The organism is Streptomyces sp. Inha503 (assembly GCF_047215865.1).
In the GTDB taxonomy this organism is placed as follows: domain Bacteria; phylum Actinomycetota; class Actinomycetes; order Streptomycetales; family Streptomycetaceae; genus Streptomyces; species Streptomyces lycopersici.
In genome coordinates this window covers 11,714,454-11,734,919 of the sequence record NZ_CP178360.1, presented here as the reverse complement: position 1 = coordinate 11,734,919, position 20,466 = coordinate 11,714,454, and the positions used below count along the sequence as shown (strand labels likewise).

Here is a 20,466-nt window from a genome sequence, read left to right as displayed (position 1 = left end):
CGGGCACGGAGCCGACCGTCAGTAGAGTCGGGAGTGCGCGGTGGGCACCAGACGCAAGGTCACCGCCTCGCCGGCCATGAGTTCTTCGAGTCGAGGCTTGATCGTGGACTCGAACAGCGGATTCTGGTGCACCCGCTCCACAATTTCCTCACGTTCCTCATCGCTGCCGAACTTGCGAATCCAGACGAAAGAGTCTTCGTCACCGGCATCGGTGAACGCTCCTGCAACGATCATCCCGCTCGCCTCGTGCAACGGAATCACCTGCTCGTCCATCCATCGGGCCAGTTCCCTCCCGCGGCCCTGCACTGCCCTCTCACGGCGAATCTCGTAAAACAACCTAAGCTCCTTCGCGAGCGATGCGGTACAGGTCAGGATTTCCTTCCCACGGCGCGGTCCGCACGATCGTCCACCGCCGGATCACCCATTTCCCGTTCGTGCTGACGAGGCCCAGGTCCCAATAGCCGCGCATGGTGAGATAGTCGACGCCCGGAGTCGGGACGTGGTGATAGGCAACCATGTGCGCCCGGCACCGCGCGGTCGCACCGGAGACCTCTATGAGCAGATTGGAACTGGCATGGTGCGTGCAGGCAAACCCATCAATGATGGTTCGTGCCTTCGCGGTCATCTCGTCTGCTGTCAGCTCCTCGACAGGCTCGCCGGACCGCCCGGTCAGATCCAGTGTCATCCGATCGGCAAACAGATCCCGAAAGCGTTCCCACTCCTTGGTGTCCTGGGCATGCGCCAGATTGGCGACCACGTCGGCAATCCGCATATGGTCGAGAAGTGTCGCGTCCATTTCGTGTCCACGCTCCTCATCATCTGATCAGTTTCGTACTGTCCGGAAATTCACGGAGGAGGCCTCTGCATCACTTAAGGCCGGGTATCAGGTAAGCGCTCGGATGAGGAGCACCGTGCCGATCGTCGTGCCGAAGGTGACGATGAGCGCCTTCAGGAGGCGGCCGGGCAGACGCCGGGCCAGAATCGCCCCCGCGTAACCGCCGACGACCGTCGCGCGGGACCCAGAATCAGGACGGCGAACCAGTTGACCGGGCCGAAAAGCGCAAACATATAGCAGCGAAGCGCAGCCAGTGGCCGAACCGGCGACGCAGACGGGCAGCACGGCCCGGATACGGCGCCACTGCCCGGTCAGGTCAGCTCGGCTGCGACCACACCGGCGTCAAGCGTCAGTAGGCGAATTTCAGTCGATGGTCGCGTCCGCCGGGGCCGCACTCCTGCGGTGGCGGACGTGGCGTACGGCTTCGATGACACCGGTCACCACGAAGGCCAGCCCGACGCCGACGGCGATGGCCAGCAGAGTGTTCTCCTGGAACACGACGCCGCCCAGGTAGCCGGTGAGTGCGGTGTAGGTGCTCCATGTCGCCGTCGCGAACCCGACGAAGAGAGCGTACTTGGCCATCGGAAAGCCCACGAGACCGGTGGAGAGGGTGGCCAGGTAACGCCCCACCGGGATGAACCGTGTGGTCACCAGGATGAAGCCACCCCGGGAATCGAGTTCGCGGGCGAACCAGTCGTGCGCCGTCCGGCGTTTGGAACCGGGCGGCAGACGCTTGAGAATGCTTTCACTCAACAGCCGTCCTGCCACGTAGGGAACGCAATCGCCGAGAAACGCGCCGAGTGTCGTGGCGGCGATGACGAGCACGATGTCGGTGTCCCCGGAGGCGGCGTAGACGCCTGCGACGATCACGACGGGCTCGCTCGGGATCAGCGGAAGGAACGAGTCGAGGAAGGACACCGCGATCAGGACCGCGTATAACCACGGTGAGGAGATGACTGATTCAGCCAGTTCCAGCCAGTCGATCATAGGTCACCAACCTTGATTGTCAGGCGCGAATGGACGGTCATGGGGCATTCCCTCCAGGGATGGTCGGCGACCATGTTGTTCGGCTTGCTCGTCCGGTTCAGAGGTCGACGGTGAGGATGGATGACAACGCCCGTGAGACGCAGCAGTACATGCGGCCGGGTGGGGCACCGATGTCGTCGCGGTGTTCCGGCTCCCCGTCGACGAGGGCGATCTCACAACTGCCGCAGACGCCCTCACGGCACCCGGACGGTATGCAGAATCCTGCGTGGTTCAACGCGTCCAGCATGGAGTCCTCCGCGCCGACCTGGACGGTCCGTGCCGATCGGGCGCAGTGCACCTCGAAGGGCGCGTTGGGCGCGAACTCCCTGACGGCCGGCCGGAAACGCTCAAGGTACAACCGCTCCGCGGGGAACACTGCCCCGGCCGCGTCGAGCATCGCCGTGGGACCGCAGCAGTACACGAGCGCCTCGGGACCCAGTGCCGCCGCTTCCGCGGCGAGGTCGGGCGTGCCGTGCGTGTCGCTGGTATGGACGCGCACCCGACTCCCGTGCACGGCTCGCAACTCGTCGACGAACGGCATGGTGGCCAGGGATCTGCCCGCGTACAACAGCCCTGCCGAGGCGCCGGCCTCCACCGCCGCCTTCAGCATTGGCAGGAGGGGGGTGATGCCGATCCCGCCGGCGAGGAACAGGTATTCCGGAGCCGGCAGCAGGGGAAAGTTGTTGCGGGGCACCGAGACGTCGAGAGTGCGGCCCTTGTTGAGGAACAGGTGGATGTATTCCGAGCCGCCCCTGCTGAGCCGGTCCTGACGGACGGCGACCCGGTAGGTGTCGCGGTCGGCCGGGTCGCCGCACAGCGAGTACTGCCGGGTCAGCCAGTTGGGCAGGGCCAGATCGATGTGGGCGCCCGGTTCCCAGGGGGACAGCGGACCGTCGGCTCCGCGCAGGAGGAGCGAGACGACGCCCTCGGCGACCGGCTCCACGTTCTCGAGAATGGTTCGTTGCATGGTGGTGCCGCCCTCAGTACAGGTGCCGGTAGTCGTCTTCGAGCATTCCGTCCAGCACGGACGGATCGGCGTCGACGCCCATCTGGTCGCGGGCGATCTCACCCATCGACGGCAGCTCGTCCGCCAGTGCCTGGGCGGCCGGGTCCCACAGCCGGGAGCGGATCAGCGCGCGGCCGCAGTGGAAGAAGACCTCTTCCACGTCCACGATGATCGCCAGCGTGGCGTCCTTCCCCTCGGTCCGCATCCGGGCGAGCACGTCCGGTTCGTCGGTGGGGTAGGCGCGACCGTTGACACGCAGGACCTCCCGCATCCCGGGCACGACGAACATCAGCCCGATCCCGTCGTTCTCGGCGAGATTGCGGAACGAGTCGGCGAGGTTGTTGCCCGGCCGGTCGGGAATGGCGAGCATGCGCTCGTCGAGGACCTTCACGAACCCTGGATAATCACCGCGCGGTGAGCTGTCGGGGAGCCCTGTCGCGTTCGATGTCGCCATCGTCAGGAAAGGCGAATGGGCGATGAAACGGCGACAATGCCGGTCGAGGCTGTCGTGGATTTTGCGTTTGATCAGGTCTTCGGGTTCTCCGATCCGGGCGCGCACCTCCGCGTAGGAGATCTGGCGCGGACGGGCCCCGGGGGCCGCATGTCCGCTGGCCACATGGTCCTTATGAGTGATCATTCGGGTTGGCTCCTGCCCGGCCTTTCTATGTACGGCTCTATGTACGGCAGTCACGACTCGGGTCCGTCGGCGACGTCGAGTCGGCGCGTCAACGTGCTGCCCTTCACCCCGCCGAGCGTCCACCTCCAGGAGTCAGCCCTGATGGACTCGAAGCGGACCTTGAGGGGCATGCCCGGCTCCGCACCCGGGACCTCGATCGGTCCGGTGAGGCGGTGTCCGGTGTGGCCCTCGAACATTCTCGGCCGCTGGTGACCCGGCCTTTTCATCGGCTCCAGATACTCGGCGGCGTCCAGCGAGCCGGCCACCACCGAGTCGCCGCTGCCAACGGTGACCGGTGAGGTGCCGCGGTCGAAGACATTCACCACGGTGTCTCGTGTCGCCGGTAGTTCGTGTTGCTTCACTGGAAGCCTTCCTTCACATGGTCGATCGGTCGTGTCGTGCGATGTACCGTCAGTCGGCTTCAGCCGGGCGTGACGGGATGACCGGATGGGCGGGGACGTGAATAGGGTCAACGGAGCCCCGACCAGGAAGTGGGTTTCAGGCGGACCGTGGACGCCGTGCCGTCCGTCAGCGCCGACACGGCCTATGGACACACACCGGGGATCTCGGTGGGCGGCATCCAAGACACGTTGCCGGTCCGCGACGTCCTCGAAGCGGCGCATCCAGACGAAGCTGTGCTCATCATCGGCCACGGTGAACGCTCCGAGTACCTGTATCCCCATTTCCTGGTGCGGTGGGCTGACTGTCACCAACGCCGAGATCGTCGAAGACCGCCAGCGCGTTCGCCCAGAGCCCCAGCGAGGCGCCGACGGCGCGGATCTCCGGTGCACGCTCACAGATCACCACCTCGTATCCGGCAGGCGCAGCGCGAACCCAGTCGTCAGCCCCACGCTGCCGCCACCGATCACGACCGCGCGCATCACGGTCCACCCCTGGTCGCGCCGGTACACCGGGCACCGGCGTCATGGTGCTCGCGGTGGCGACGTGGGGGTGGGCAGACGCGGATGTCCACGGCGTCCTCCTGGGGGGATCGAGTGCTTCAGACATTAGAGAACTGGAGCCGATTCACACCAATGCAATGTTGATACAGACTCATTTCGCATCTGATAATCCAGGGATAGGCCACGTCGATCTGAACCCGATCAAGGCGTTGGATGCGCTGCTCGCCGAGAACAGCGTGACGGGGGCCGCGGCCCTCCTGCACACCTCGCCACCGGCGATGAGCCGAGCGCTGGCCCGGCTGCGCCGAATCTTCGACGAGCCGCTCCTCGTGCGCGCCGGGCACGACCTCGTGCCCACACCCCGCGCCCTCGAACCGCGCGAAGAGGTGCACGCGGTTGCCACCCGGACGCGAGCGCTGTTCGCACCGTCCGCGTCCACCAATCCCGACACCGCGGTGCGCACGTTCGACCTACAGGTCAACGACATGCTGTCCGGGGTCTGCGCCGGCGCGTGCTGCCGGTGTTTCGGTCCAGGCCTCGATCGCGCGGTCGGTGACAGGGAACCGGTCCGTCAGCGTCTCGGGAGCGGGGATGGCAGCCGCGTCCGCCGCCGCTGTCTGCGTTGCCGCGCGGGCGCGGTGCCGGTCGTCGGTAAGAGCATCGTCGGCCACGTCGTTCAGTTCCGCGTAGACCTCCTCGATCACGGAGGTCATGTCTTCGGGCACGGCGATGGTGCGTGTGGTGGCGATGCTCAGGCCGGACGTCGTGCCGACGGCGGTTCGGGCAGGCCGCTGCTCGTCCTGCCTGGCTGGAGCCTGATCTGGAGCACCTCTTTGCGCAGGTGCGGAGGGTCGGGCGGCGGAGGAACCGCGCCACGATCACGGCAGTTGGGGCCGGGGACGGCGCAGCCGGTCCGGCCCCGGCTCACAGGCGCTGGGCGATGCTCCACGTCCGTGCGCGGTCTTCCGTATCGAAGAGGTCGGTGTGGGTGAGCATGACCTCGGTGGCCCCGGCGTCGAGATAGCGGCGCAACCCGGCGGTGACGGTGTCCTCGTCGCCGGCGATCAGCAGGTCCGCCGCGTGTGACAACCCCTCGGTGGCGATGACGTTCCGGTAGGACGGGATGCTGTCGTAGAAACCGAGAGCGGCCGAGACCCGGTCGCGGGCCGCTGCGGCATCGTCGGTGACCACCGCGGGCACCCCGGCCACGATCTGCGGGGCCGGCCGCCCTGCCGCGGCGGCGGCCTCGGTGATGGCCGGCACGATCCGTTCGGCGAGCGTGCGCGGCCCGGCGAGGAACGGAATCGTTCCGTCGGCCAACTCGCCCGCGGCCGCGAGGGCGCGCGGCCCCATCGCCGCCACCAGGACCGGGATCGCCGGACAGGCCCCGGCCACGGCCGTCGGGCCGACCGGGCGGGACGCCAGCGTCTGCCCTTCGAAGACGGTGTCGTCGCCGTCCAGCAGCGGGCGCAGCGCGGTGAGGTACTCGCGCAGGTGCTGGATCTGCGGCGGATACGCCAGGCCGAACTGCGGCTCGAGCACGGTGCGTGCGCCGAGCCCGACACCGAGCCGGAAGCGCCCTGCGGTGGACGCCTGTGCCGTCTTCGCCGCCGCCGCGAGCAGCAGGGGGTGGCGTGGGTACATCGGCACGACCGACGTGCCGACGACCACCCTGGGCTCCGCCCGGCCCACCAGCGCCGCGAGTTGGGGCGCGTCGTAATCCGACGCCTGCCCGAACCACAGGGTGCGCACCCCGGCGTCGGCCACCCCGTGCGCGAGTTCCACAGCCCGGTCCACGAGGTTGGTCATGCCGGGTTCCTGCGCGAACGTGCCTCCCAGGAACACTCCCACCCGCTGTCCGGCAGCCTCCATCACGAACTCCTCCGTCTGTTTCCGGTCCACCAGGAGCGTCGTCCGCTCGGCCGCGGCCCTGTCCCGAGGCACCAGAGTGATTACAGGTTCTGCAATCAACGGTACACGTTGATTGCAGAACCTGTAATCACTACTCTGCGTGCCATGGGACGATGGCCGGGTGGCACACAGGAACGGCTCCAGGAAGCCGCGATCGAGTTGTTCACCGAACGCGGCTACGAACGCACGACAGTCGCCGAGATCGCGACGCGGGCCGGACTGACCGAGCGCACCTTCTACAACCACTTCGCCGACAAACGCGAGGTGCTCTTCCCCGCCCAGGACCGGTTCACCGCCGAGATCCGCGAAGCGGTGACCGCCGCACCCCCGGAACAATCCCCCCTCGACGCGGTCCTCGCGGCCTTCACCGCCGGCAGTGACTGGTTCGACCAGCGCCGGGAGGCGGCACGGCGCCGCAGGCACCTCCTCGACGCACATGCCGACCTGCGGGAACGCGAACAGGCGAAAGCGGCAGCCCTCGGAGAGGCGATCACCGACGCACTGCGCGCGCGGGGCCTCCCCGACCCGGCGGCCACGCTGACCGCCGCCGTCTCCGTCGCCGCACACCAACTCGCCGCGGCCCAGTGGCTGGCCGACCCGCAGCGCGGCACGCTCGGGCACCACCTGCACGCGAGCTTCGAGGACCTGCACCACACCGCAGGCACCTGGTAGCACCGGCCACTCCTGCCTTCACCCGCCCGGACGGCCAGCCGGACGAGGACCGAAGACCAGCACCGGGTGCGGGGCGGCGGCCCGCCACCGTCCCGTGGTCCGTCGGCACCGGTTCTCTTGTAGGCCGCCACCGCGCCGGGCAGCGAGACGATGTACTCGCGGGCGACATGCGGGACTGCACCCACTTGCCCGCCTGGGCAAGGACCATCGTCCGTCAAGCGGACCCCGGAGGATGGGCTGTGGAGGGCGTCCGCCACTCGATGGCTATCGAGCCGCTCAGCACACGCCCAACTCCACGGTGAAGAAGTCACCCGGCAGGTTAACGCCGCTCGACGTCATCATGAGGCCCCCTCCGGCCTTGTCCGTGATCCGGAGACCGGATCCGGCATGGCGGACAGCGTCGAGGTCGCGTTCGAGGCGGACCGGGTCAGAAGCCCACGTCGGCGGGGCGGTATGTCGGTGCTCTGCGGATCCGGCCGGTCTGCTCGAAGGCGTAGGCCAGGCGGAGCAGGGTCGGCTCGCTCCACGCCGTGCCCATGAACGTAAGGCCGACCGGCAGGCCGGAAGCGAAGCCTGCCGGGACGCTGATCGCGGGGTATCCGGCGAGTGCGGCGGGGGTGGACGCGCCGCCGCCGTAGCTGTCGCCACGGATCAGGTCGATCTTGGCCGGCGGTCCGGTGGTCGGCATCACCAACGCGTCGAGGCGGTGGCGCCGCAGCACCGCGTCGATGCCTTCGGCACGCGACAGCCGGTGGTTGGTGGCCAGCGCCTCGCGGTACTCGCTCTCGGTGAAGTCCAGCCGGTGTACGGCCTCCAGACCGTCCTGCCGCACATAGCGGAGCTCGCGGTCGGCGTGTGCGCGATTGAACGCGATCAGCTCCGCCAGGCCGCGCGGTTGGTCGCCGGGGGCGCCGGCCAGATAGGCGTTCAGCGCCCGCTTGATCTCGTACACCTGAACGACCTTCGAGCTGGGGAGGTCCTCGAGCCGCTCGGCCGTCGGGATGTCGGCCGGGTCGATCACGGTCGCGCCGGCGGCGCGCAGCGTGGCGATCGCCCGTTCCGCGATCTCGTCGGCGTGGTCGCTGTAGCCGAAGTACACGGTTCGCGGTACGCCGATCCGCGCACCCCGCAGTCCGTCGGCATCCAGGAACCGGGTGTAGTCACGGTGGAAGTGGCCACGGCCGGCCTCGGTCGCCGGGTCGCGGTCGTCGATGCCGACGAGGACGCCCAGCAGGATCGCGGCGTCGCGGACCGTGCGCGCGATCGGGCCGACACTGTCCTGGCTGGGCACGCCGGGGATCACTCCGCCGCGCCCGACCAGTCCAACGGTCGGCTTCACCCCGACGACGCAGTTCGCCGAGGCGGGGTCGATGATCGAACCGTTGGTCTCGGTACCGATCCCGGCGACACACAGATTGGCCGCGGTGGCGACCGCCGTACCGGAGCTGGACTCGTTCGGAGACCGATCCAGCTTGTAGGGGTTCCGGGTCTGCCCACCGCGGGCGCTCCAGCCGGCGTGGTGGGTGAGCGACATCCCACCGGCCCACTCGCTCAGGTTGGTCTTGCCGAGGATGACGGCACCGGCCGCGCGCAACCTGGCCGCGACCGTGGCGTCCCTTGCCGGCCGCAGGCCCTCCAGGGCGAGTGATCCGGCCGTTGTGTGCATGCGGTCCGCGGTTTCCACCAGGTCCTTCAGCAGTACGGGCATGCCGTGGAGGGGCCCACGGGGATGTTGCCCGGCGTCCAGCCGCCGGGCCTCTCGCAGCGCGTCAGGATTGACCTCGATCACCGCGTGCAGGAGCGGATCGATGCGTTCGATCCGGTCCAGGTAGTAGCGGGTCAGCCGTTCCGCGTCGAGCCGCCCCTCGTCCATCCGCGCGCGGAGCTCGGTCATGCCCAGTTCGTCCAGGCCTCCGGTGGCAGGGCGGGCTCGGGCGGGGGCCGCGCCGAGCCAGGGCGTGGCCGCCGCGGCGGTGCCGAGCGCGAGCATGCTCCGGCGCGTGGCGTTGGTCCGGTCGATTCGGTACGGCGTGCTCATAGGTCGGCACGCTAGAGGTGGCACCGAACGTACCGCGCTCCGACTGTCCCCCGGCTCTTCACTGGTGATATCCCCCTGCCGCACCGGGGGAGCGCCGGAGGCCGGGATCGGTCCGGGCGAGCTCAGGCGCTTTCATGGACCGGCGGGCGCGGCCGCTTCCACTGCATGGACCGGCGGGCGCGGCCAGTTCCACGTCGCTGCGCGGGGTCCGCTCCTCCGCGTCGGCCGGCCAGAAGAAGACCGGCGGCAGGCCGAGCTCGATCACCGCCAGTGCGATCTGGAACCACCGCGGCCAGCCGTGCATGTCCTTCGGCATATAGCCGCCCCAGTTCGAGACGGTGAGCCGCTGCTTGCGTGCCGCCGTCGCGGCCATGGACACGTGCCTGAACCTCAGTGCGCCTGACACGCCGCTCCCCCTTGCCGTCGAGATCAGCCGACTGACCGTGGGTCGTGCCCGGTTCACCGAAAGGCTCACGGGCAGGAGCCCGTACCAGCTCGGCCCCGCTCACCGGATGGGGAAGCTGCGGTGCAATTCCTCGACCTGGCGGCCGTGCGCGGGGCCGCAGAGGAATAGCAGGTGGGTATAGGGGTTTTCGGCCGCCTTCGACAGATGCAGGGCGTCGGGCCGGTAGCCGGCGCTCCAGGCCGCGTCGTACGGAATCCCGCGGCGGTCCAGGCAGGCTCGGACCCGGCGCAGTGCGAGCGCGTCACCCGCGGTGACCTCACCGTCCACGAAACCGCCACCACGGCCAAGGGCGCCAGGGCGCCGCGCCGTCACCCCATACGGGCGTAATGTGTGTATATGGGTGATGTTCGGTGTCAATGGTGTGATGCGTTGCTACCGGATCAAGGCGGCCACAATCGGCGGTATTGCAGCCCGGCTCACCGACAGGCGGCCTGGCGGGCGCGGCGCCGATGGCCGGCGGCGGCCCGGACGCGGCAGACGATGGCGCTCGCGGGCGCGGACCTGCTGGCCCGGGTTGAGGCGGTGGCCCGGCAGACGGGTGAGCTGTCCCCGGCGCGGGAGGCCGCGGTGGGCTGTCACTGTGCCGCGGTGGCGGAGATTCCCGGGCTGGCCGAGCGGTTGGTGCGGTATGCGGTGCTTGCCGATCGGCAGGCCGGTGCCAGCTGGGCGCGGATCGGCGCCGCGTTGGGGACCAGCGGCGAGGCGGCCAGGCGCCGCTTCGGGCGGGTGCGGGACCTCCCGGGAGAGGGGCGGGGGCCGCGGGACGACACCACGCCCGCTGTCGGCTCCGGTACGGAGCCGCTGGATGCGCTCTTGTGCGAGGCGGTTCGGGAAACAGGCGCGTCAGCGGGTCTGGTGTACCTGCTGCCGCCGGGCGGGCAGGTGCTGCGGCTGGCCATGACGACCGGGGTGCCGCCGAAGATCACCGCGCTCTGGGAACGGTTGCTGCTTCCGGCCTCGGGTCCGGTGGCGGACGCGGTCCGTGAGCGGCGCCTGGTGTGGCTCCCCAGCCAGGCAGAGCTCGCGCGCCGCTACCCGAGGGCGGCGCTGGTATGGCCCTACCCCGTGGCGCTGGCGGCCGCACCGCTCACCTCCGGTACCACGGCCTGGGGCGGACTGGTGCTGCTGTGGCCCGAACCGCGCCCTTCGCACCTGAGCGCGCATGAGCGCGCCGTGATCAGCTCCGCCTGCGACCGTGCGGGCGCGCTCCTGCGGCACGCCGCCGCGGACGGGCACCCGATATCACCCGAGGAGCCGCATATGGCGGCCCCGCCGCGGGCCCGGGCAACCGCGCGGGCCGCGGTGGACTTCGCCGACCGCCTTACGGAGGGCTGTTGCGCGCTGGACGCGGAGGGCCGGATCACCTTCATCAGCACCACCGCCGCCGACCTGGTCGGTGGCAGCGTCCCGGATCTGCTGGGTGCGCTTCTGTGGGAGGCACTGCCGTGGCTGGACGACCCGGTCTTCGTGGACCGCTACCGGGCCGCGGTCCTCGGCCGCCGACCCACGTCCTTCACCGCCCTGCGCCCGCCGGACCGGTGGCTGTCCTTCCAGCTCTGTCCGGACGTCTCCGGCGTCAGCGTGCGCGTCTCCCCCACCGACCACGCCACCCCCGTGGACCACCCGGATCCGGGGCGCGCGTCGAACGTCGCCACACCGGCACGGGCCGGCACGCTGTACGACCTGATGCACCTGGCCGGCGCGCTCACCAAGGCCGTCAGCGTGCGGGATGTGGTCGAGCTGACCGCCGACCTGGTCCTGCCGGCCTTCGGCGCCCAGGGCTTCGTGCTGTCCGTCGCCGAGGGCGACCGATTGCGTGTCGTCGGCCACCGAGGCTACCCGGCCAAGGTCATCAACCGCCTCGACATCCCTCCCTTCCGGGACGGGTCGGCCCCTACCGTGCGCGCCGTGACCACGGGAATACCCCTCTTCTTCGCCTCCCCCGGCGAGATGGAACAGCTCGCCCCCGACATCCCACGGCTGACCAAGAGGGCGGCCTGGGCCTTCCTGCCGCTGCTGGCCTCCGGCCGCCCGGTCGGCTGCTGCGTGGTCTCCTACGACCGGCCCCACGACTTCACTCCCGACGAACGCGCCGTACTGGCCTCCCTCGCCGGACTGATCGCCCAGGCCCTCGACCGCGCCCGTCTCTACGACGCCGAACACCAGCTCGCCCACAGTCTCCAGAGCGGCCTGCTCCCCGCCACCCTGCCCACCGTGCCCGGACTTGAGGTAGCGGCCCGCTATCTGCCCACGGCTCGCGGCATGGACATCGGCGGCGACTTCTACGACCTCATCCGCTGCGACACCACCACCGTCGCCGCGGCCATCGGCGACGTCCAAGGCCACAACGTGAACGCCGCCGTCCTCATGGGACAGGTCCGCACCGCCGTCCACGCCACCGCCGGCGCGCATCCCGGCGAAGTCCTGGCCCGCACCAACCGCCTGCTCACCGACCTCGACCCCGGCCTGTTCACCAGCTGCCTCTACGCCCATATCGACCTGGCGCACCATCTCGTCCACCTGGCCAGCGCCGGCCACCCGCCCCCTCTCCTGCGCCACCCCGACGGCCACACCGAGATCCTCCACCTGCCGCCCGGCCTCCTGCTGGGCATCGACCCCGACGCCGACTACCCGGCCACCGAAATCCCCCTGCCGCCCGGCGCCGTACTGGCCCTCTACACCGACGGCCTCGTCGAAAGTCCCGACGTCGACCTCGACGACGCGACCACCAGCCTCGCCGATCAGCTCGCACAAGCCCCGGACCAGCCCATGACCACCCTGGCCGACACCCTCATCCGCCACGACCCGCACACCGACCCCCGCAGCGATGACATCGCCCTCCTCCTGCTCCGCCTACGACCGGACGGCGGATGACACACCCTTCGCCCGCGGCGTGCCGGGAAGCCGAATGGTGACAAGGAGGCCGCCGGCGGGGCGGGGGGTGAGGTCGAGTGTGCCGTCGTGTGCTCGGACGATACTGTGCACGATCGCCAGCCCCAGGCCGGCGCCGGCGTGCTCGTCGGTGCGTATGCGTTCTGTTACGCGCCGGAAGGGTTCGGTGAGGGTCGGTACCAGTTCCGATGGGAGCGGAGGGCCCGTGTTCTCGACCCGCAGCACGCTCGCGTCGTGCCGCCGTTCGGTGTGGACCGTTACGGTGCCGCCCGCGGGGAGGTTGTGGACGATGGCGTTCTGGACGAGGTTCATCACCATCCGCAGTATGAGCGCCGCGGAGCCGGCCGTCTGTGTTGTCTCGCCGGTGACGTCGAGCGTGATCTGACGCCTTTCGGCGAGCGGAAGCAGCGTTTCGACGGCTTCTTCGGCCATGAGGGAGAGGTCCACGGGCTCGCGGGTGAAGCTCCTGCGGTCGGCGCGGCTGAGCAGCAGGAGGGCCTCGGTCAGGTTGATCGCCCGGGTGTTGACGGTGTGGAGGCGTTCGATGAGTTCGTCCTGGTCCCGTGTGGGGTCGTCGCGGGCGGCGTCGAGGAGTGTCCGGGAGATCGCCAGCGGGGTGCGCAGTTCATGGGAGGCGCTCGCGGCGAACCTCTGCTGCTCGGCGACTTGGGACTCGAGTTGTTCCAGCATGGTGTCGAACACGTCGGCGAGTTCGCGGAATTCGTCCTGGCGGCCCTTCATGGCGATCCGGTGGGACAGCGACCCGTTCGCGGCCGTCCGTGCCGCGTAGGCGATCCGGGTGAGTGGTGCGAGCATCCGGCCGGCCAGGATCCATCCGCCCAGGAGGCCGAACCCGAGGAGGAAGGCCAGTGCCGTGGCCGCGGCGGGGGCGAAGCCGCGCAGGAGGTCGGAGCGGTTGGGGCCGGTGATGATCACGGCGCCGAACGTCCGCTGGATGGATCTGGGGTCGTCGGTCGGCAGCCAGCGCAGCACGAACACCCACACCACGGCCAGCAGGAGAGCGCCGGCGAGAAGGAGGAATCCGGCGTAGCTGATGGTGAGTTTCAGTCGGGCGCTGAGCCCTGGGCGTCTATTCATGAGCGCTGCCTGGGTGGGTGGTGTCCATGCCGGTGTCGATGCGGTAGCCGACGCCGGGCACCGTGGCGATGAGCCATGGTTCGCCGAGCCGTTTGCGCAGGGCGGAGACGGTGATGCGGACGGCGTTGGTGAAGGAGTCGGCGTTGTTGTCCCAGGCCCGCTCCAGTAGCTCTTCGGCGCTGACGACACCGCCCTCGGCGGCGACGAGGACTTCGAGCACGGCGAACTGCTTGCGGGTGAGCGCCACGTAGCGCCCGTCGCGGAAGACCTCCCGGCGGAAGGGGTCCAGCCGCAGCCCCGCGATCTCGCGGACCGGGGGCCGGGCGTACGCGCGTCTGCGGTCGAGCGCCCGCAGCCGCAGGACGAGCTCCCGAAGCTCGAACGGTTTGGTGAGGTAGTCGTCGGCGCCGAGCTCGAACCCGGAAGCCTTGTCGTCGATCCGGTCGGCGGCGGTGAGCATGAGGATCGGGATACCGCTGCCGGACGCCACGATGCGCCGGGCGATCTCGTCGCCGGAGGGGCCGGGAATGTCGCGGTCGAGGACCGCGAGGTCGTAGGAGTGGATACTGAGCAGTTCCAGGGCGGAGTCGCCGTCTCCGGCGATGTCGGCGGCGATCGCCTCCAGCCGCAGACCGTCACGGACGGCTTCGGCCAGGTAGGGCTCGTCCTCCACGATCAGCACGCGCATGTCGGAAGCCTAAGCGGCACAACATATCGCCTACGTATGCAAAGACGTGCGCATACCGGAACACGCGACTCAGCCTGCCGGTGCTGGGGCGGGGCGAGACTGGTCGGACGGCGCTTCCGGCGCGGTGCGCCACCAGCGGCGCGACGCCAGCGCGGCCAGTACGGCGCCGGCGGCGTTGACCAGTACGTCGTCCACGGAGGTCACCCGGTCCAGCCGCAGGACGTACTGTGCGGTTTCGACCAGGACCGAGCAGCCCGCCCCGAGCGCCAGGATCCGCGGCACGGACGCCGGGGCCGCGAACCGCATCGGGGCGAAGAACCCCAGCGGCGCGAAGACCAGCAGGTTGCCGACGATCCCGAGCGGCCCCATCGTGACCAGGTCCCGCAGCGGCACCAGACTCACCCGCGGCGGGGCGGTGCCGACCCCGGCGCCCGGCATCAGGGTCAGCCACAGGAACGGCACCGTCCCGTGGACCATGCCCACCTCGGCCAGCGACATCCGCCACGCCGACGCGACACCGGCGGCACGCCGCCGACGCGCCAGAGCCCACACCACCAGCGCGGCCAACGGCAGCGTGACCAACGTCATGAGCACCACACCGTTGAACGTGTCCAAGCAGCCGTGCCACCGCCCGGCCACACACCTCGGAGCGGACATCATGAGCGGCCGCCGCACGACGAACACGGCGCCCGCCAGGCCGAGGACCGCCAGTCCGAGGAGCACGATTCCGCGTGTGCGGCGGGGCCGCGCGGACAGGGATGCGTTCTGGTTCATGCCCCCATTGGAGACGGACGTGCCGTTGCGGTGGCGTATGCGATTTTCGATACACCCGCGATACACGGAATCCCCGGCGTCAAGGACTCATCTCACTTGGCCGGCTCGATGGGCTGCCGGTGCAGCTCCAGATCCCAGCGCAGCCGTCCACGGCATGGCAGAGTCATGCGCATGCAGACCTTTACGCCAGGGGCGTGCAGACACTTCGTCGCGACCGCCCTCTTCCTGGGTGCTGCCGTGTCTCTGACCGCCTGCGGGGAGCAGCGCGGCACGGACGTGGCGGTCGGCTCCTCGACCACAACTCCGAGCTCCAGCCCCAGCTCCCCCGGCGCCTCTCCTTACGTGGAGCCCGGGACCATCGACGGTGCCCCGCACAACGGCGACAACAATGCCTACCGTCGCTCCGGCGAGATGTCCCCCGCCAGTGCCAGGGACGCCCAGAAGGAAGCCGACCGCATCGAGCCCGTGCTCAAGCGACTCTGGGGGCAGAAGAAGTGGGACCCGAAGAGCGTACGCGCGGCGCTACTTGAACTGGGGTACGAAGAGGAGCGGACCGGGCCAAAGGGAGAGCGTCTCGGCGGGACGCTCACCGTACGGAAGATGTATCCACGCTTCGAGGTCGACCACAACGTCACACCCGAAGGAGCCCTGATAGGCATTCGCGTCCATGACGATGCCTGCGTCACGGCGTTCGTGCAGAAGACGAACTTCGAGGTCAAGACCAACGGGCCATTCATGGAGACCGGCTGTTTCGAGCCGCCCTACGGCCACTGAGGGGCGGTGCGGGACACGTTCGGCGAGGCTCCCTGGACGGGCTCAAACCGTCCGCGGGACCGGGCACCAGCTGTCCGGCACACACGAGTTTCAGGGCGATTCCGTCCTTCGAGTGAACGAAGAGGAATACCCACCGTATGAGCAAGCCGTCGGCCAAATAGTGGGCAAGGCGGCCGGACACGAACTTCCGGTCGCGCCCGGACACGGCGGTTGTTCCTGTCTTCCGCCCAACCGTCCTGACCAGCCCACGGATCGAAGAAGGGTGACAACATTCATGCGCACGGAGGCCACCAAGCGGGTCGCACACGTCTTCTCCCTCTTCGACGCCAACGGCAACGGCGTCCTCGAAGCCGATGACTTCGACCTCATGGCGAACAACGTCATCGAGGCCGCGCCCGACGCGGACGAGGCGGCGAAGGACGCGATGCGCGCGGCGTTCCGCCAGTACTGGACGACACTGGCCACGGAGCTGGACGCCAATGGCGACGGCAAGATCAGTTACGAAGAGTACGTGGCCTGCGTGCTCTCGCCCGAGCGCTTCGACGCGACGATCGGTGTGTTCGCCGAGGCGCTCGCCGCCCTCGGCGACCCGGACGGCGATGGGCTCATCGAACGCCCCGCGTTCGTCGCGCTGATGCGGGCGATCGGCTTCAAGCGCGCCAACATCGACGCACTCTTCGACGCCTTCGGCCCCTCAGGCCCGGACCGGATCCAGGTGGCCACCTGGATCGCCGGGATCAAGGACTACTACGCCCCGGACAAGGCGGGCATCCCGGGCGACCTCCTGGTCTCGGGCACGGGGGTCTGATCGCGGGAACCGACAATGAACGGCCGAACGGGCGGTTGGGGCACCGGGTGGGCCCGTGGCACCACGGCTGATGCCAGCCTTCCGTTCGGCCGCTCCGGCGAAATCAGCTGGCGGGCTTGCCGAACCAGCGGGAGAGATGGTCGTCCAGGTCCCGCTGATCGTCGCCGATCCAGGCGACGTGGCCGTCGGGGCGTAGCAGGGCGCAGGGAACATCCAGTGCCGCGGTGGGGTCCGCGAGGTGATCGACCCGGTCCGACCAGCCGCCGGCCGTCAGGCGTTCGGTGCGGTCCAGCAACAGGCCGCGGCCGCGATGCAGCAGACCGTAGAGGTGGCCGTGTTTCACCTCGATGTCGGGCAGGCGGCGGCCGAGCAGGTCGGGGCCTTCGCCGAAGTCGTAGCGGATGCCGATCGCGGTGATCTTCTCGATCAGATAGCGGTTCACCTCGTCGAAGTCCATCAGCTCGGTGAGCAGCCTGCGCACGGCCCGCGGGCCCGGTTCGGTGGAGTGCAGTTCCATCTGGGCGCGGGTGTTGTCCAGCACGTCCTCGGCGACCGGATGGCGTTCGGCCTGGTAGGTGTCCAGCAGTGTCTCCGGCGCCCAGCCGCGGATCTGTGCGGCCAGTTTCCAGCCGAGGTTGAACGCGTCCTGGACGCCCAGGTTGAGGCCCTGTCCGCCGGTGGGCGGATGGATGTGTGCCGCATCGCCGGCCAGCAGCACCCGCCCGACCCGATAGCGTTCGGCCAGCCGGGTGGCATCCCCGAAGCGGGACAACCAGCGCGGGGAGTGCACGCCGAAATCGGTTCCGGCGATCGTACGCAGCTGTTGTTTGAAATCCTCGAGGGTGGGTGGTTCCGCGCGATCGCTGACCTGCGCGGCGGGGACCACGACGCTGTATGCCCCTCCGCCGAAGGGCCTGAGCCAGAATCGCTTATTGGTCTGGCTGATCTCGGTCACCTTGGCGGCGATCTCCTCCTGCGGCACACCCACTTCCATCTCGCCCATCAGCGTCTCGGTCCGGGAGGGCTCACCGGGGAAGCCGACGCCGAGCAGTTTACGCACCGTACTGCGCCCACCGTCACAGCCGACGAGATAGCGCGCACGCAGCCGTTCGCCATCGGCCAGCTCGACGGTCACACCCTCGTCGTCCTGCTCGAAACCGGCCACCGCACAACCGCGCCGGACCTGCGCGCCCAGTTGGGTCGCATGCTCTTCGAGCAGGTCAACGATGACCGGCTGCGGGATGCCCAGCAGATAGGCGTGCGCGGAATCCAGACCTTTGGGCGCGGGTTTGTTGATGGCGGCGAAGAATCCGCCGGCCGGACGCCGCCTTCCGTGTTCGAGCATGCGATCCAGCAGTCCGCGCATTGCCATCAGCTCGATACTGCGAATGTGCAGACCGACGACGCGGATGAACGACACCGGCTCGGTTTCCTTCTCCAGAACGAGTACCCGCACATCGTGCAGCCGCAGCTCGGCGGCCAGCATCGCGCCGGTCGGCCCGCACCCGGAAATGATCACGTCGAACGTGTGCATAGGTGTTGCCTTTCGGGAGTGCCTTTGTCGAGGCGCTCCCGGCGACACCTACGTCAATCGCCCGACCGTGACGGGAAGGGGGAGCACCCACATCGATACAGCGTTCATGGGTCTCACCTCCTCGGGCGGTGTCGCGGTCCAGCTGCAAGGTACAAGCCGAGCGTCGTCCGGTCCAATCCTTTTTCCAGCGGGGCTAGACTTCCGTCGTGGTGGAAGGGGCTTGGTGAGCTGTGCGCGGACGGCTGTCTGAGGCGGGTGCGGACTCCGCGACGCGCGGTTCCGCGACCTTGCGCGACGTGGCCGCCCTCGCCGGTGTCTCGGTGAGCACGGTGTCGAACGTGGCCCGCGGCCGCGGGAACGTCCGGGAGGAGACCCGGCAGCGGGTGCAGGACGTGATCGACGAGCTCGGGTACCGCCCCAATCTGGCCGCGCGGCGGCTGCGTTCGGGACGCTCCCATGTGCTGGGGCTCGCCCTGCCGAGTGTCACCGTCCCGTACTTCCGCGAATTCGCCGACTCCGTGCTGCGCGAGGCCCGGGGGCACGGAATGTCCGTACGCATCACGCAGACGCACGGCGATGTGCGGCGCGAGCGCGGCGTCTGTGACGACCCGTACCTGCGGCACGTGGACGGAATCCTGCTCGTTCCCGTCGCGCTCGGCCAGGAGGACATGCGGGCGCTGACGGTGACGAAGCCGCTGATCGTGGCCACGGCCTCGTTCACCGCGGGCCGCGTCGACTCCTTCGACACGGACCGGTTCGAGGCGGCGCGCGCGGTGGTGGCCCATCTCGTCGCGGGCGGGCGGCGCCGCATCGCCGCCCTGGCCCCCGGTGAGGCGCTGCCGGCCGAGAGCGACGAGCGCTATCTCGGATACGTCGCGGGTCTGCGCGACGCCGGGCTGCCGGTGAGCCGCCGACGGGTGGTGAGCACGGAGACCGTCACGTTCGCGGCGGGCGCCGACGCGGTGCGGACGCTCGTCGAGCGGGCGCCCGAGACGGACGCCGTGTTCGCACTCGGCGACGCGCTCGCCCTGGGCGCGCTCCGCGGTCTGCGGGACGCCGGGAGAACCGTGCCGGGGGACGTCGCCGTGGCCGGGTTCGGCAACGTCGCGCAGGCCGCGTACTGCGCTCCCACCCTCACCACCGTCGACCCGGGGCGGGAGGAGATGGCGCACCGCGCCGTCTCGCTCCTGGCGGAACGCGCACAGGCGCGGACGACCGGCGCGGTGCTCCCCGAACCGGGACACCACACGGTCGGGTTCCGCCTCGTCGAACGGGAGTCGAGCGCCGTTGCCAGTGAATGAGCCGGAGTCGTCCGGTGGCCGGCCGACGGTGGTGCGCATGCGCGACGTGGCCGCCGCCGTCGGTGTGTCCGTCAAGACCGTGTCCAACGTGGTCAATGCCACCGGGCAGGTGAACGAGGCGACCGTCCGAGCCGTGCGCGCCGCGGTCGAGGAGCTCGGCTACCGCCCCAATCCCCTGGCCCGCGGCCTCAATTCGAGGGCGACGGACACGGTGACGCTCGCCCTGCCGGGCCTCGGGTACGGCTACTGCGCGCCCCTCGCCGCCGCGGTCTTCGATCTCGCGGAGGCCGAGGGCGTCAGCGTCGTGATGGAGCCGACCGGGGGCGACCGCGAGCGGGAACTGGAGGTGCTGCGCAATCGAGGGGGCCTCTCGGACGGCGTGCTGCTGATGCCGACCGCGATCACCACGCGGGACCTGAGGGACCTGCCGTCCCCCGGCCCCGCGGTGCTGATCGGATCGCGCCGGGTGGCGGGCCCCTTCGACAGCGTCACGTCGCGGGACACCGTCGCGGCCGAGGCAGCCGTGCGGCTGCTGCTCGACCGTGGCGCCTCGCGCGTCGCGCTGCTGGGCGGTGAGCGGAAGGCGGGCGGCGACAGCGCGGCGGCCCTGCGCACCGACGGATACCGGCGCGCGCTGACGGCGGCGGGGCGGAGGGCCGACCCGTCTCTCGTCGTGGAGACGTCACAGGCCTCCCGGCACGAGGGGCATGTGGCGATCGCTCGACTTCTGACTCGGCTTCCGGGCGGGGAAACGCCGTTCGACGCGGTGCTCGCGCTCGAAGAGCCGCTCGCGCACGGGGCGTTGCACGCACTGCGCAGGGCGGGCCGGGACGTACCGGGGCAGGTCCAGGTCGTCGCGTTCGGCAACGACGAGGACGCGGAGTACTCCTCCCCCAGCCTGACGACCGTCCAGGCGGATGTCCGCACGATGGCCCGGCGCGCGCTCGACCTGCTCACGGCGCGGGTCCGGGAGGGCGCACGCCCGCGGAGCCACGTCGAGGCGCCACTCACCATAACCGAACGCGAGTCAACATTTTCCTAACGCCCGGTCATTGACGGCGAACG

Annotated in this window: 21 protein-coding genes and 1 pseudogene; 7 read left to right on the top strand and 15 right to left on the bottom strand. The window is 69.7% G+C overall.

The genetic code is table 11. The features are described from left to right. Positions 1 to 18: 18 nt before the first annotated feature. The 6 genes from ACJX2R_RS48345 to ACJX2R_RS48320 all read right to left on the bottom strand — a co-directional run bounded on the left by ACJX2R_RS48345 (position 19) and on the right by ACJX2R_RS48320 (position 3,905). Positions 19 to 273, bottom strand: coding sequence for a hypothetical protein (locus ACJX2R_RS48345; protein WP_413105344.1), 255 nt, complete (start codon positions 271 to 273; stop codon positions 19 to 21). A gap of 64 nt (positions 274 to 337) precedes the next feature. Next, on the bottom strand, positions 338 to 796 hold the full coding sequence (locus ACJX2R_RS48340; RefSeq protein WP_413105343.1) for a nuclear transport factor 2 family protein: 459 nt from the start codon (positions 794 to 796) through the stop codon (positions 338 to 340). A 402-nt stretch (positions 797 to 1,198) separates the two neighbouring features. After that, on the bottom strand, positions 1,199 to 1,822 hold the full coding sequence (locus tag ACJX2R_RS48335) for a DedA family protein (protein ID WP_413105342.1): 624 nt from the start codon (positions 1,820 to 1,822) through the stop codon (positions 1,199 to 1,201). A 97-nt stretch (positions 1,823 to 1,919) separates the two neighbouring features. Continuing rightward, positions 1,920 to 2,828 (bottom strand): PDR/VanB family oxidoreductase, encoded by a 909-nt coding sequence (locus ACJX2R_RS48330; protein ID WP_413105341.1) that lies wholly within the window; start codon positions 2,826 to 2,828, stop codon positions 1,920 to 1,922. Positions 2,829 to 2,841: 13 nt separating this feature from the next. Then, entirely contained in the window at positions 2,842 to 3,504 is a 663-nt protein-coding gene (locus tag ACJX2R_RS48325) for an MSMEG_1061 family FMN-dependent PPOX-type flavoprotein (RefSeq protein ID WP_413105340.1), read from the bottom strand. Between the two features lie 50 nt (positions 3,505 to 3,554). Beyond that, positions 3,555 to 3,905, bottom strand: coding sequence for a hypothetical protein (locus ACJX2R_RS48320; protein ID WP_413105339.1), 351 nt, complete (start codon positions 3,903 to 3,905; stop codon positions 3,555 to 3,557). A gap of 563 nt (positions 3,906 to 4,468) precedes the next feature. On the opposite strand from ACJX2R_RS48320, the pseudogene ACJX2R_RS48315 reads away from it, so the two are divergent. After that, positions 4,469 to 4,753: pseudogene (locus tag ACJX2R_RS48315) on the top strand (helix-turn-helix domain-containing protein); the annotation flags it as partial. A gap of 162 nt (positions 4,754 to 4,915) precedes the next feature. On the opposite strand, the gene ACJX2R_RS48310 reads toward ACJX2R_RS48315, so the two are convergent. Beyond that, entirely contained in the window at positions 4,916 to 5,170 is a 255-nt protein-coding gene (locus tag ACJX2R_RS48310; RefSeq protein ID WP_413106197.1) for a hypothetical protein, read from the bottom strand. Positions 5,171 to 5,369: 199 nt separating this feature from the next. Further along, positions 5,370 to 6,317 carry a TIGR03564 family F420-dependent LLM class oxidoreductase gene (locus ACJX2R_RS48305; protein WP_413106142.1) on the bottom strand — a complete coding sequence of 316 codons (948 nt, stop codon included), beginning with the start codon at positions 6,315 to 6,317 and terminating at the stop codon, positions 5,370 to 5,372. Between the two features lie 144 nt (positions 6,318 to 6,461). On the opposite strand from ACJX2R_RS48305, the gene ACJX2R_RS48300 reads away from it, so the two are divergent. Then, the gene (locus ACJX2R_RS48300; protein WP_413105338.1) at positions 6,462 to 7,028 is read left to right on the top strand and encodes a TetR/AcrR family transcriptional regulator; all 567 of its coding nucleotides are present in this window, start codon (positions 6,462 to 6,464) and stop codon (positions 7,026 to 7,028) included. A 427-nt stretch (positions 7,029 to 7,455) separates the two neighbouring features. Here ACJX2R_RS48300 and ACJX2R_RS48295 read toward each other — a convergent pair whose 3' ends face one another. The 3 genes from ACJX2R_RS48295 to ACJX2R_RS48285 all read right to left on the bottom strand — a co-directional run bounded on the left by ACJX2R_RS48295 (position 7,456) and on the right by ACJX2R_RS48285 (position 9,844). Continuing rightward, positions 7,456 to 9,066: an amidase gene (locus tag ACJX2R_RS48295; protein WP_413105337.1), complete on the bottom strand. Its 1,611-nt coding sequence runs from the start codon at positions 9,064 to 9,066 to the stop codon at positions 7,456 to 7,458. A gap of 58 nt (positions 9,067 to 9,124) precedes the next feature. Further along, complete coding sequence (locus tag ACJX2R_RS48290; RefSeq protein ID WP_413105336.1) at positions 9,125 to 9,445, bottom strand: hypothetical protein; 321 nt, start codon at positions 9,443 to 9,445, stop codon at positions 9,125 to 9,127. Positions 9,446 to 9,571: 126 nt separating this feature from the next. After that, complete coding sequence (locus tag ACJX2R_RS48285; RefSeq protein ID WP_413105335.1) at positions 9,572 to 9,844, bottom strand: hypothetical protein; 273 nt, start codon at positions 9,842 to 9,844, stop codon at positions 9,572 to 9,574. A gap of 168 nt (positions 9,845 to 10,012) precedes the next feature. On the opposite strand from ACJX2R_RS48285, the gene ACJX2R_RS48280 reads away from it, so the two are divergent. Further along, a complete protein-coding gene (locus tag ACJX2R_RS48280; protein ID WP_413105334.1) occupies positions 10,013 to 12,406 on the top strand; it encodes a SpoIIE family protein phosphatase in 2,394 nt (797 codons plus the stop codon). On the opposite strand, the gene ACJX2R_RS48275 is transcribed toward ACJX2R_RS48280, so the two are convergent. The 3 genes from ACJX2R_RS48275 to ACJX2R_RS48265 all read right to left on the bottom strand — a co-directional run bounded on the left by ACJX2R_RS48275 (position 12,386) and on the right by ACJX2R_RS48265 (position 14,984). Next, positions 12,386 to 13,522: a sensor histidine kinase gene (locus tag ACJX2R_RS48275; RefSeq protein WP_413105333.1), complete on the bottom strand. Its 1,137-nt coding sequence runs from the start codon at positions 13,520 to 13,522 to the stop codon at positions 12,386 to 12,388. The genes ACJX2R_RS48280 and ACJX2R_RS48275 overlap by 21 nt on opposite strands. Further along, the gene (locus ACJX2R_RS48270; RefSeq protein ID WP_413105332.1) at positions 13,515 to 14,210 is read right to left on the bottom strand and encodes a response regulator transcription factor; all 696 of its coding nucleotides are present in this window, start codon (positions 14,208 to 14,210) and stop codon (positions 13,515 to 13,517) included. Before ACJX2R_RS48270 ends, ACJX2R_RS48275 begins: the two co-directional genes overlap by 8 nt. Before the next feature lie 69 nt (positions 14,211 to 14,279). Beyond that, positions 14,280 to 14,984: a VanZ family protein gene (locus ACJX2R_RS48265; RefSeq protein ID WP_413105331.1), complete on the bottom strand. Its 705-nt coding sequence runs from the start codon at positions 14,982 to 14,984 to the stop codon at positions 14,280 to 14,282. 165 nt (positions 14,985 to 15,149) lie between these two features. On the opposite strand from ACJX2R_RS48265, the gene ACJX2R_RS48260 reads away from it, so the two are divergent. Continuing rightward, on the top strand, positions 15,150 to 15,758 hold the full coding sequence (locus ACJX2R_RS48260) for a hypothetical protein (RefSeq protein ID WP_413105330.1): 609 nt from the start codon (positions 15,150 to 15,152) through the stop codon (positions 15,756 to 15,758). Positions 15,759 to 16,032: 274 nt separating this feature from the next. Then, on the top strand, positions 16,033 to 16,566 hold the full coding sequence (locus ACJX2R_RS48255; RefSeq protein WP_413105329.1) for an EF-hand domain-containing protein: 534 nt from the start codon (positions 16,033 to 16,035) through the stop codon (positions 16,564 to 16,566). Positions 16,567 to 16,669: 103 nt separating this feature from the next. Here the strand turns inward: ACJX2R_RS48255 and rox are convergent, their stop codons facing one another. Further along, entirely contained in the window at positions 16,670 to 18,100 is a 1,431-nt protein-coding gene (gene rox / locus ACJX2R_RS48250; protein ID WP_413105328.1) for a rifampin monooxygenase, read from the bottom strand. Positions 18,101 to 18,396: 296 nt separating this feature from the next. Between rox and ACJX2R_RS48245 the strand changes: the two genes are divergently transcribed. Both ACJX2R_RS48245 and ACJX2R_RS48240 read left to right on the top strand, forming a co-directional pair. Next, complete coding sequence (locus tag ACJX2R_RS48245; RefSeq protein ID WP_413105327.1) at positions 18,397 to 19,401, top strand: LacI family DNA-binding transcriptional regulator; 1,005 nt, start codon at positions 18,397 to 18,399, stop codon at positions 19,399 to 19,401. 37 nt (positions 19,402 to 19,438) lie between these two features. After that, positions 19,439 to 20,443, top strand: coding sequence for a LacI family DNA-binding transcriptional regulator (locus ACJX2R_RS48240; RefSeq protein ID WP_413105326.1), 1,005 nt, complete (start codon positions 19,439 to 19,441; stop codon positions 20,441 to 20,443). Positions 20,444 to 20,466: the final 23 nt, after the last annotated feature.

Bases quoted from the DNA above. Each gene is read 5' to 3' on its own strand.
- ACJX2R_RS48300 (WP_413105338.1), top strand. From the start codon at position 6,462: ATGGGACGATGGCCGGGTGGCACACAGGAACGGCTCCAGGAAGCCGCG.
- ACJX2R_RS48240 (WP_413105326.1), top strand. From the start codon at position 19,439: ATGCGCGACGTGGCCGCCGCCGTCGGTGTGTCCGTCAAGACCGTGTCC.
- ACJX2R_RS48305 (WP_413106142.1), bottom strand. From the start codon at position 6,317: ATGGAGGCTGCCGGACAGCGGGTGGGAGTGTTCCTGGGAGGCACGTTC.
- ACJX2R_RS48280 (WP_413105334.1), top strand. From the start codon at position 10,013: ATGGCGCTCGCGGGCGCGGACCTGCTGGCCCGGGTTGAGGCGGTGGCC.
- ACJX2R_RS48255 (WP_413105329.1), top strand. From the start codon at position 16,033: ATGCGCACGGAGGCCACCAAGCGGGTCGCACACGTCTTCTCCCTCTTC.
- ACJX2R_RS48325 (WP_413105340.1), bottom strand. From the start codon at position 3,504: ATGATCACTCATAAGGACCATGTGGCCAGCGGACATGCGGCCCCCGGG.
- rox (WP_413105328.1), bottom strand. From the start codon at position 18,100: ATGCACACGTTCGACGTGATCATTTCCGGGTGCGGGCCGACCGGCGCG.
- ACJX2R_RS48275 (WP_413105333.1), bottom strand. From the start codon at position 13,522: ATGAATAGACGCCCAGGGCTCAGCGCCCGACTGAAACTCACCATCAGC.
- ACJX2R_RS48260 (WP_413105330.1), top strand. From the start codon at position 15,150: ATGCGCATGCAGACCTTTACGCCAGGGGCGTGCAGACACTTCGTCGCG.
- ACJX2R_RS48265 (WP_413105331.1), bottom strand. From the start codon at position 14,984: ATGAACCAGAACGCATCCCTGTCCGCGCGGCCCCGCCGCACACGCGGA.
- ACJX2R_RS48335 (WP_413105342.1), bottom strand. From the start codon at position 1,822: ATGATCGACTGGCTGGAACTGGCTGAATCAGTCATCTCCTCACCGTGG.
- ACJX2R_RS48345 (WP_413105344.1), bottom strand. From the start codon at position 273: ATGGACGAGCAGGTGATTCCGTTGCACGAGGCGAGCGGGATGATCGTT.
- ACJX2R_RS48330 (WP_413105341.1), bottom strand. From the start codon at position 2,828: ATGCAACGAACCATTCTCGAGAACGTGGAGCCGGTCGCCGAGGGCGTC.
- ACJX2R_RS48295 (WP_413105337.1), bottom strand. From the start codon at position 9,066: ATGAGCACGCCGTACCGAATCGACCGGACCAACGCCACGCGCCGGAGC.
- ACJX2R_RS48270 (WP_413105332.1), bottom strand. From the start codon at position 14,210: ATGCGCGTGCTGATCGTGGAGGACGAGCCCTACCTGGCCGAAGCCGTC.
- ACJX2R_RS48340 (WP_413105343.1), bottom strand. From the start codon at position 796: ATGGACGCGACACTTCTCGACCATATGCGGATTGCCGACGTGGTCGCC.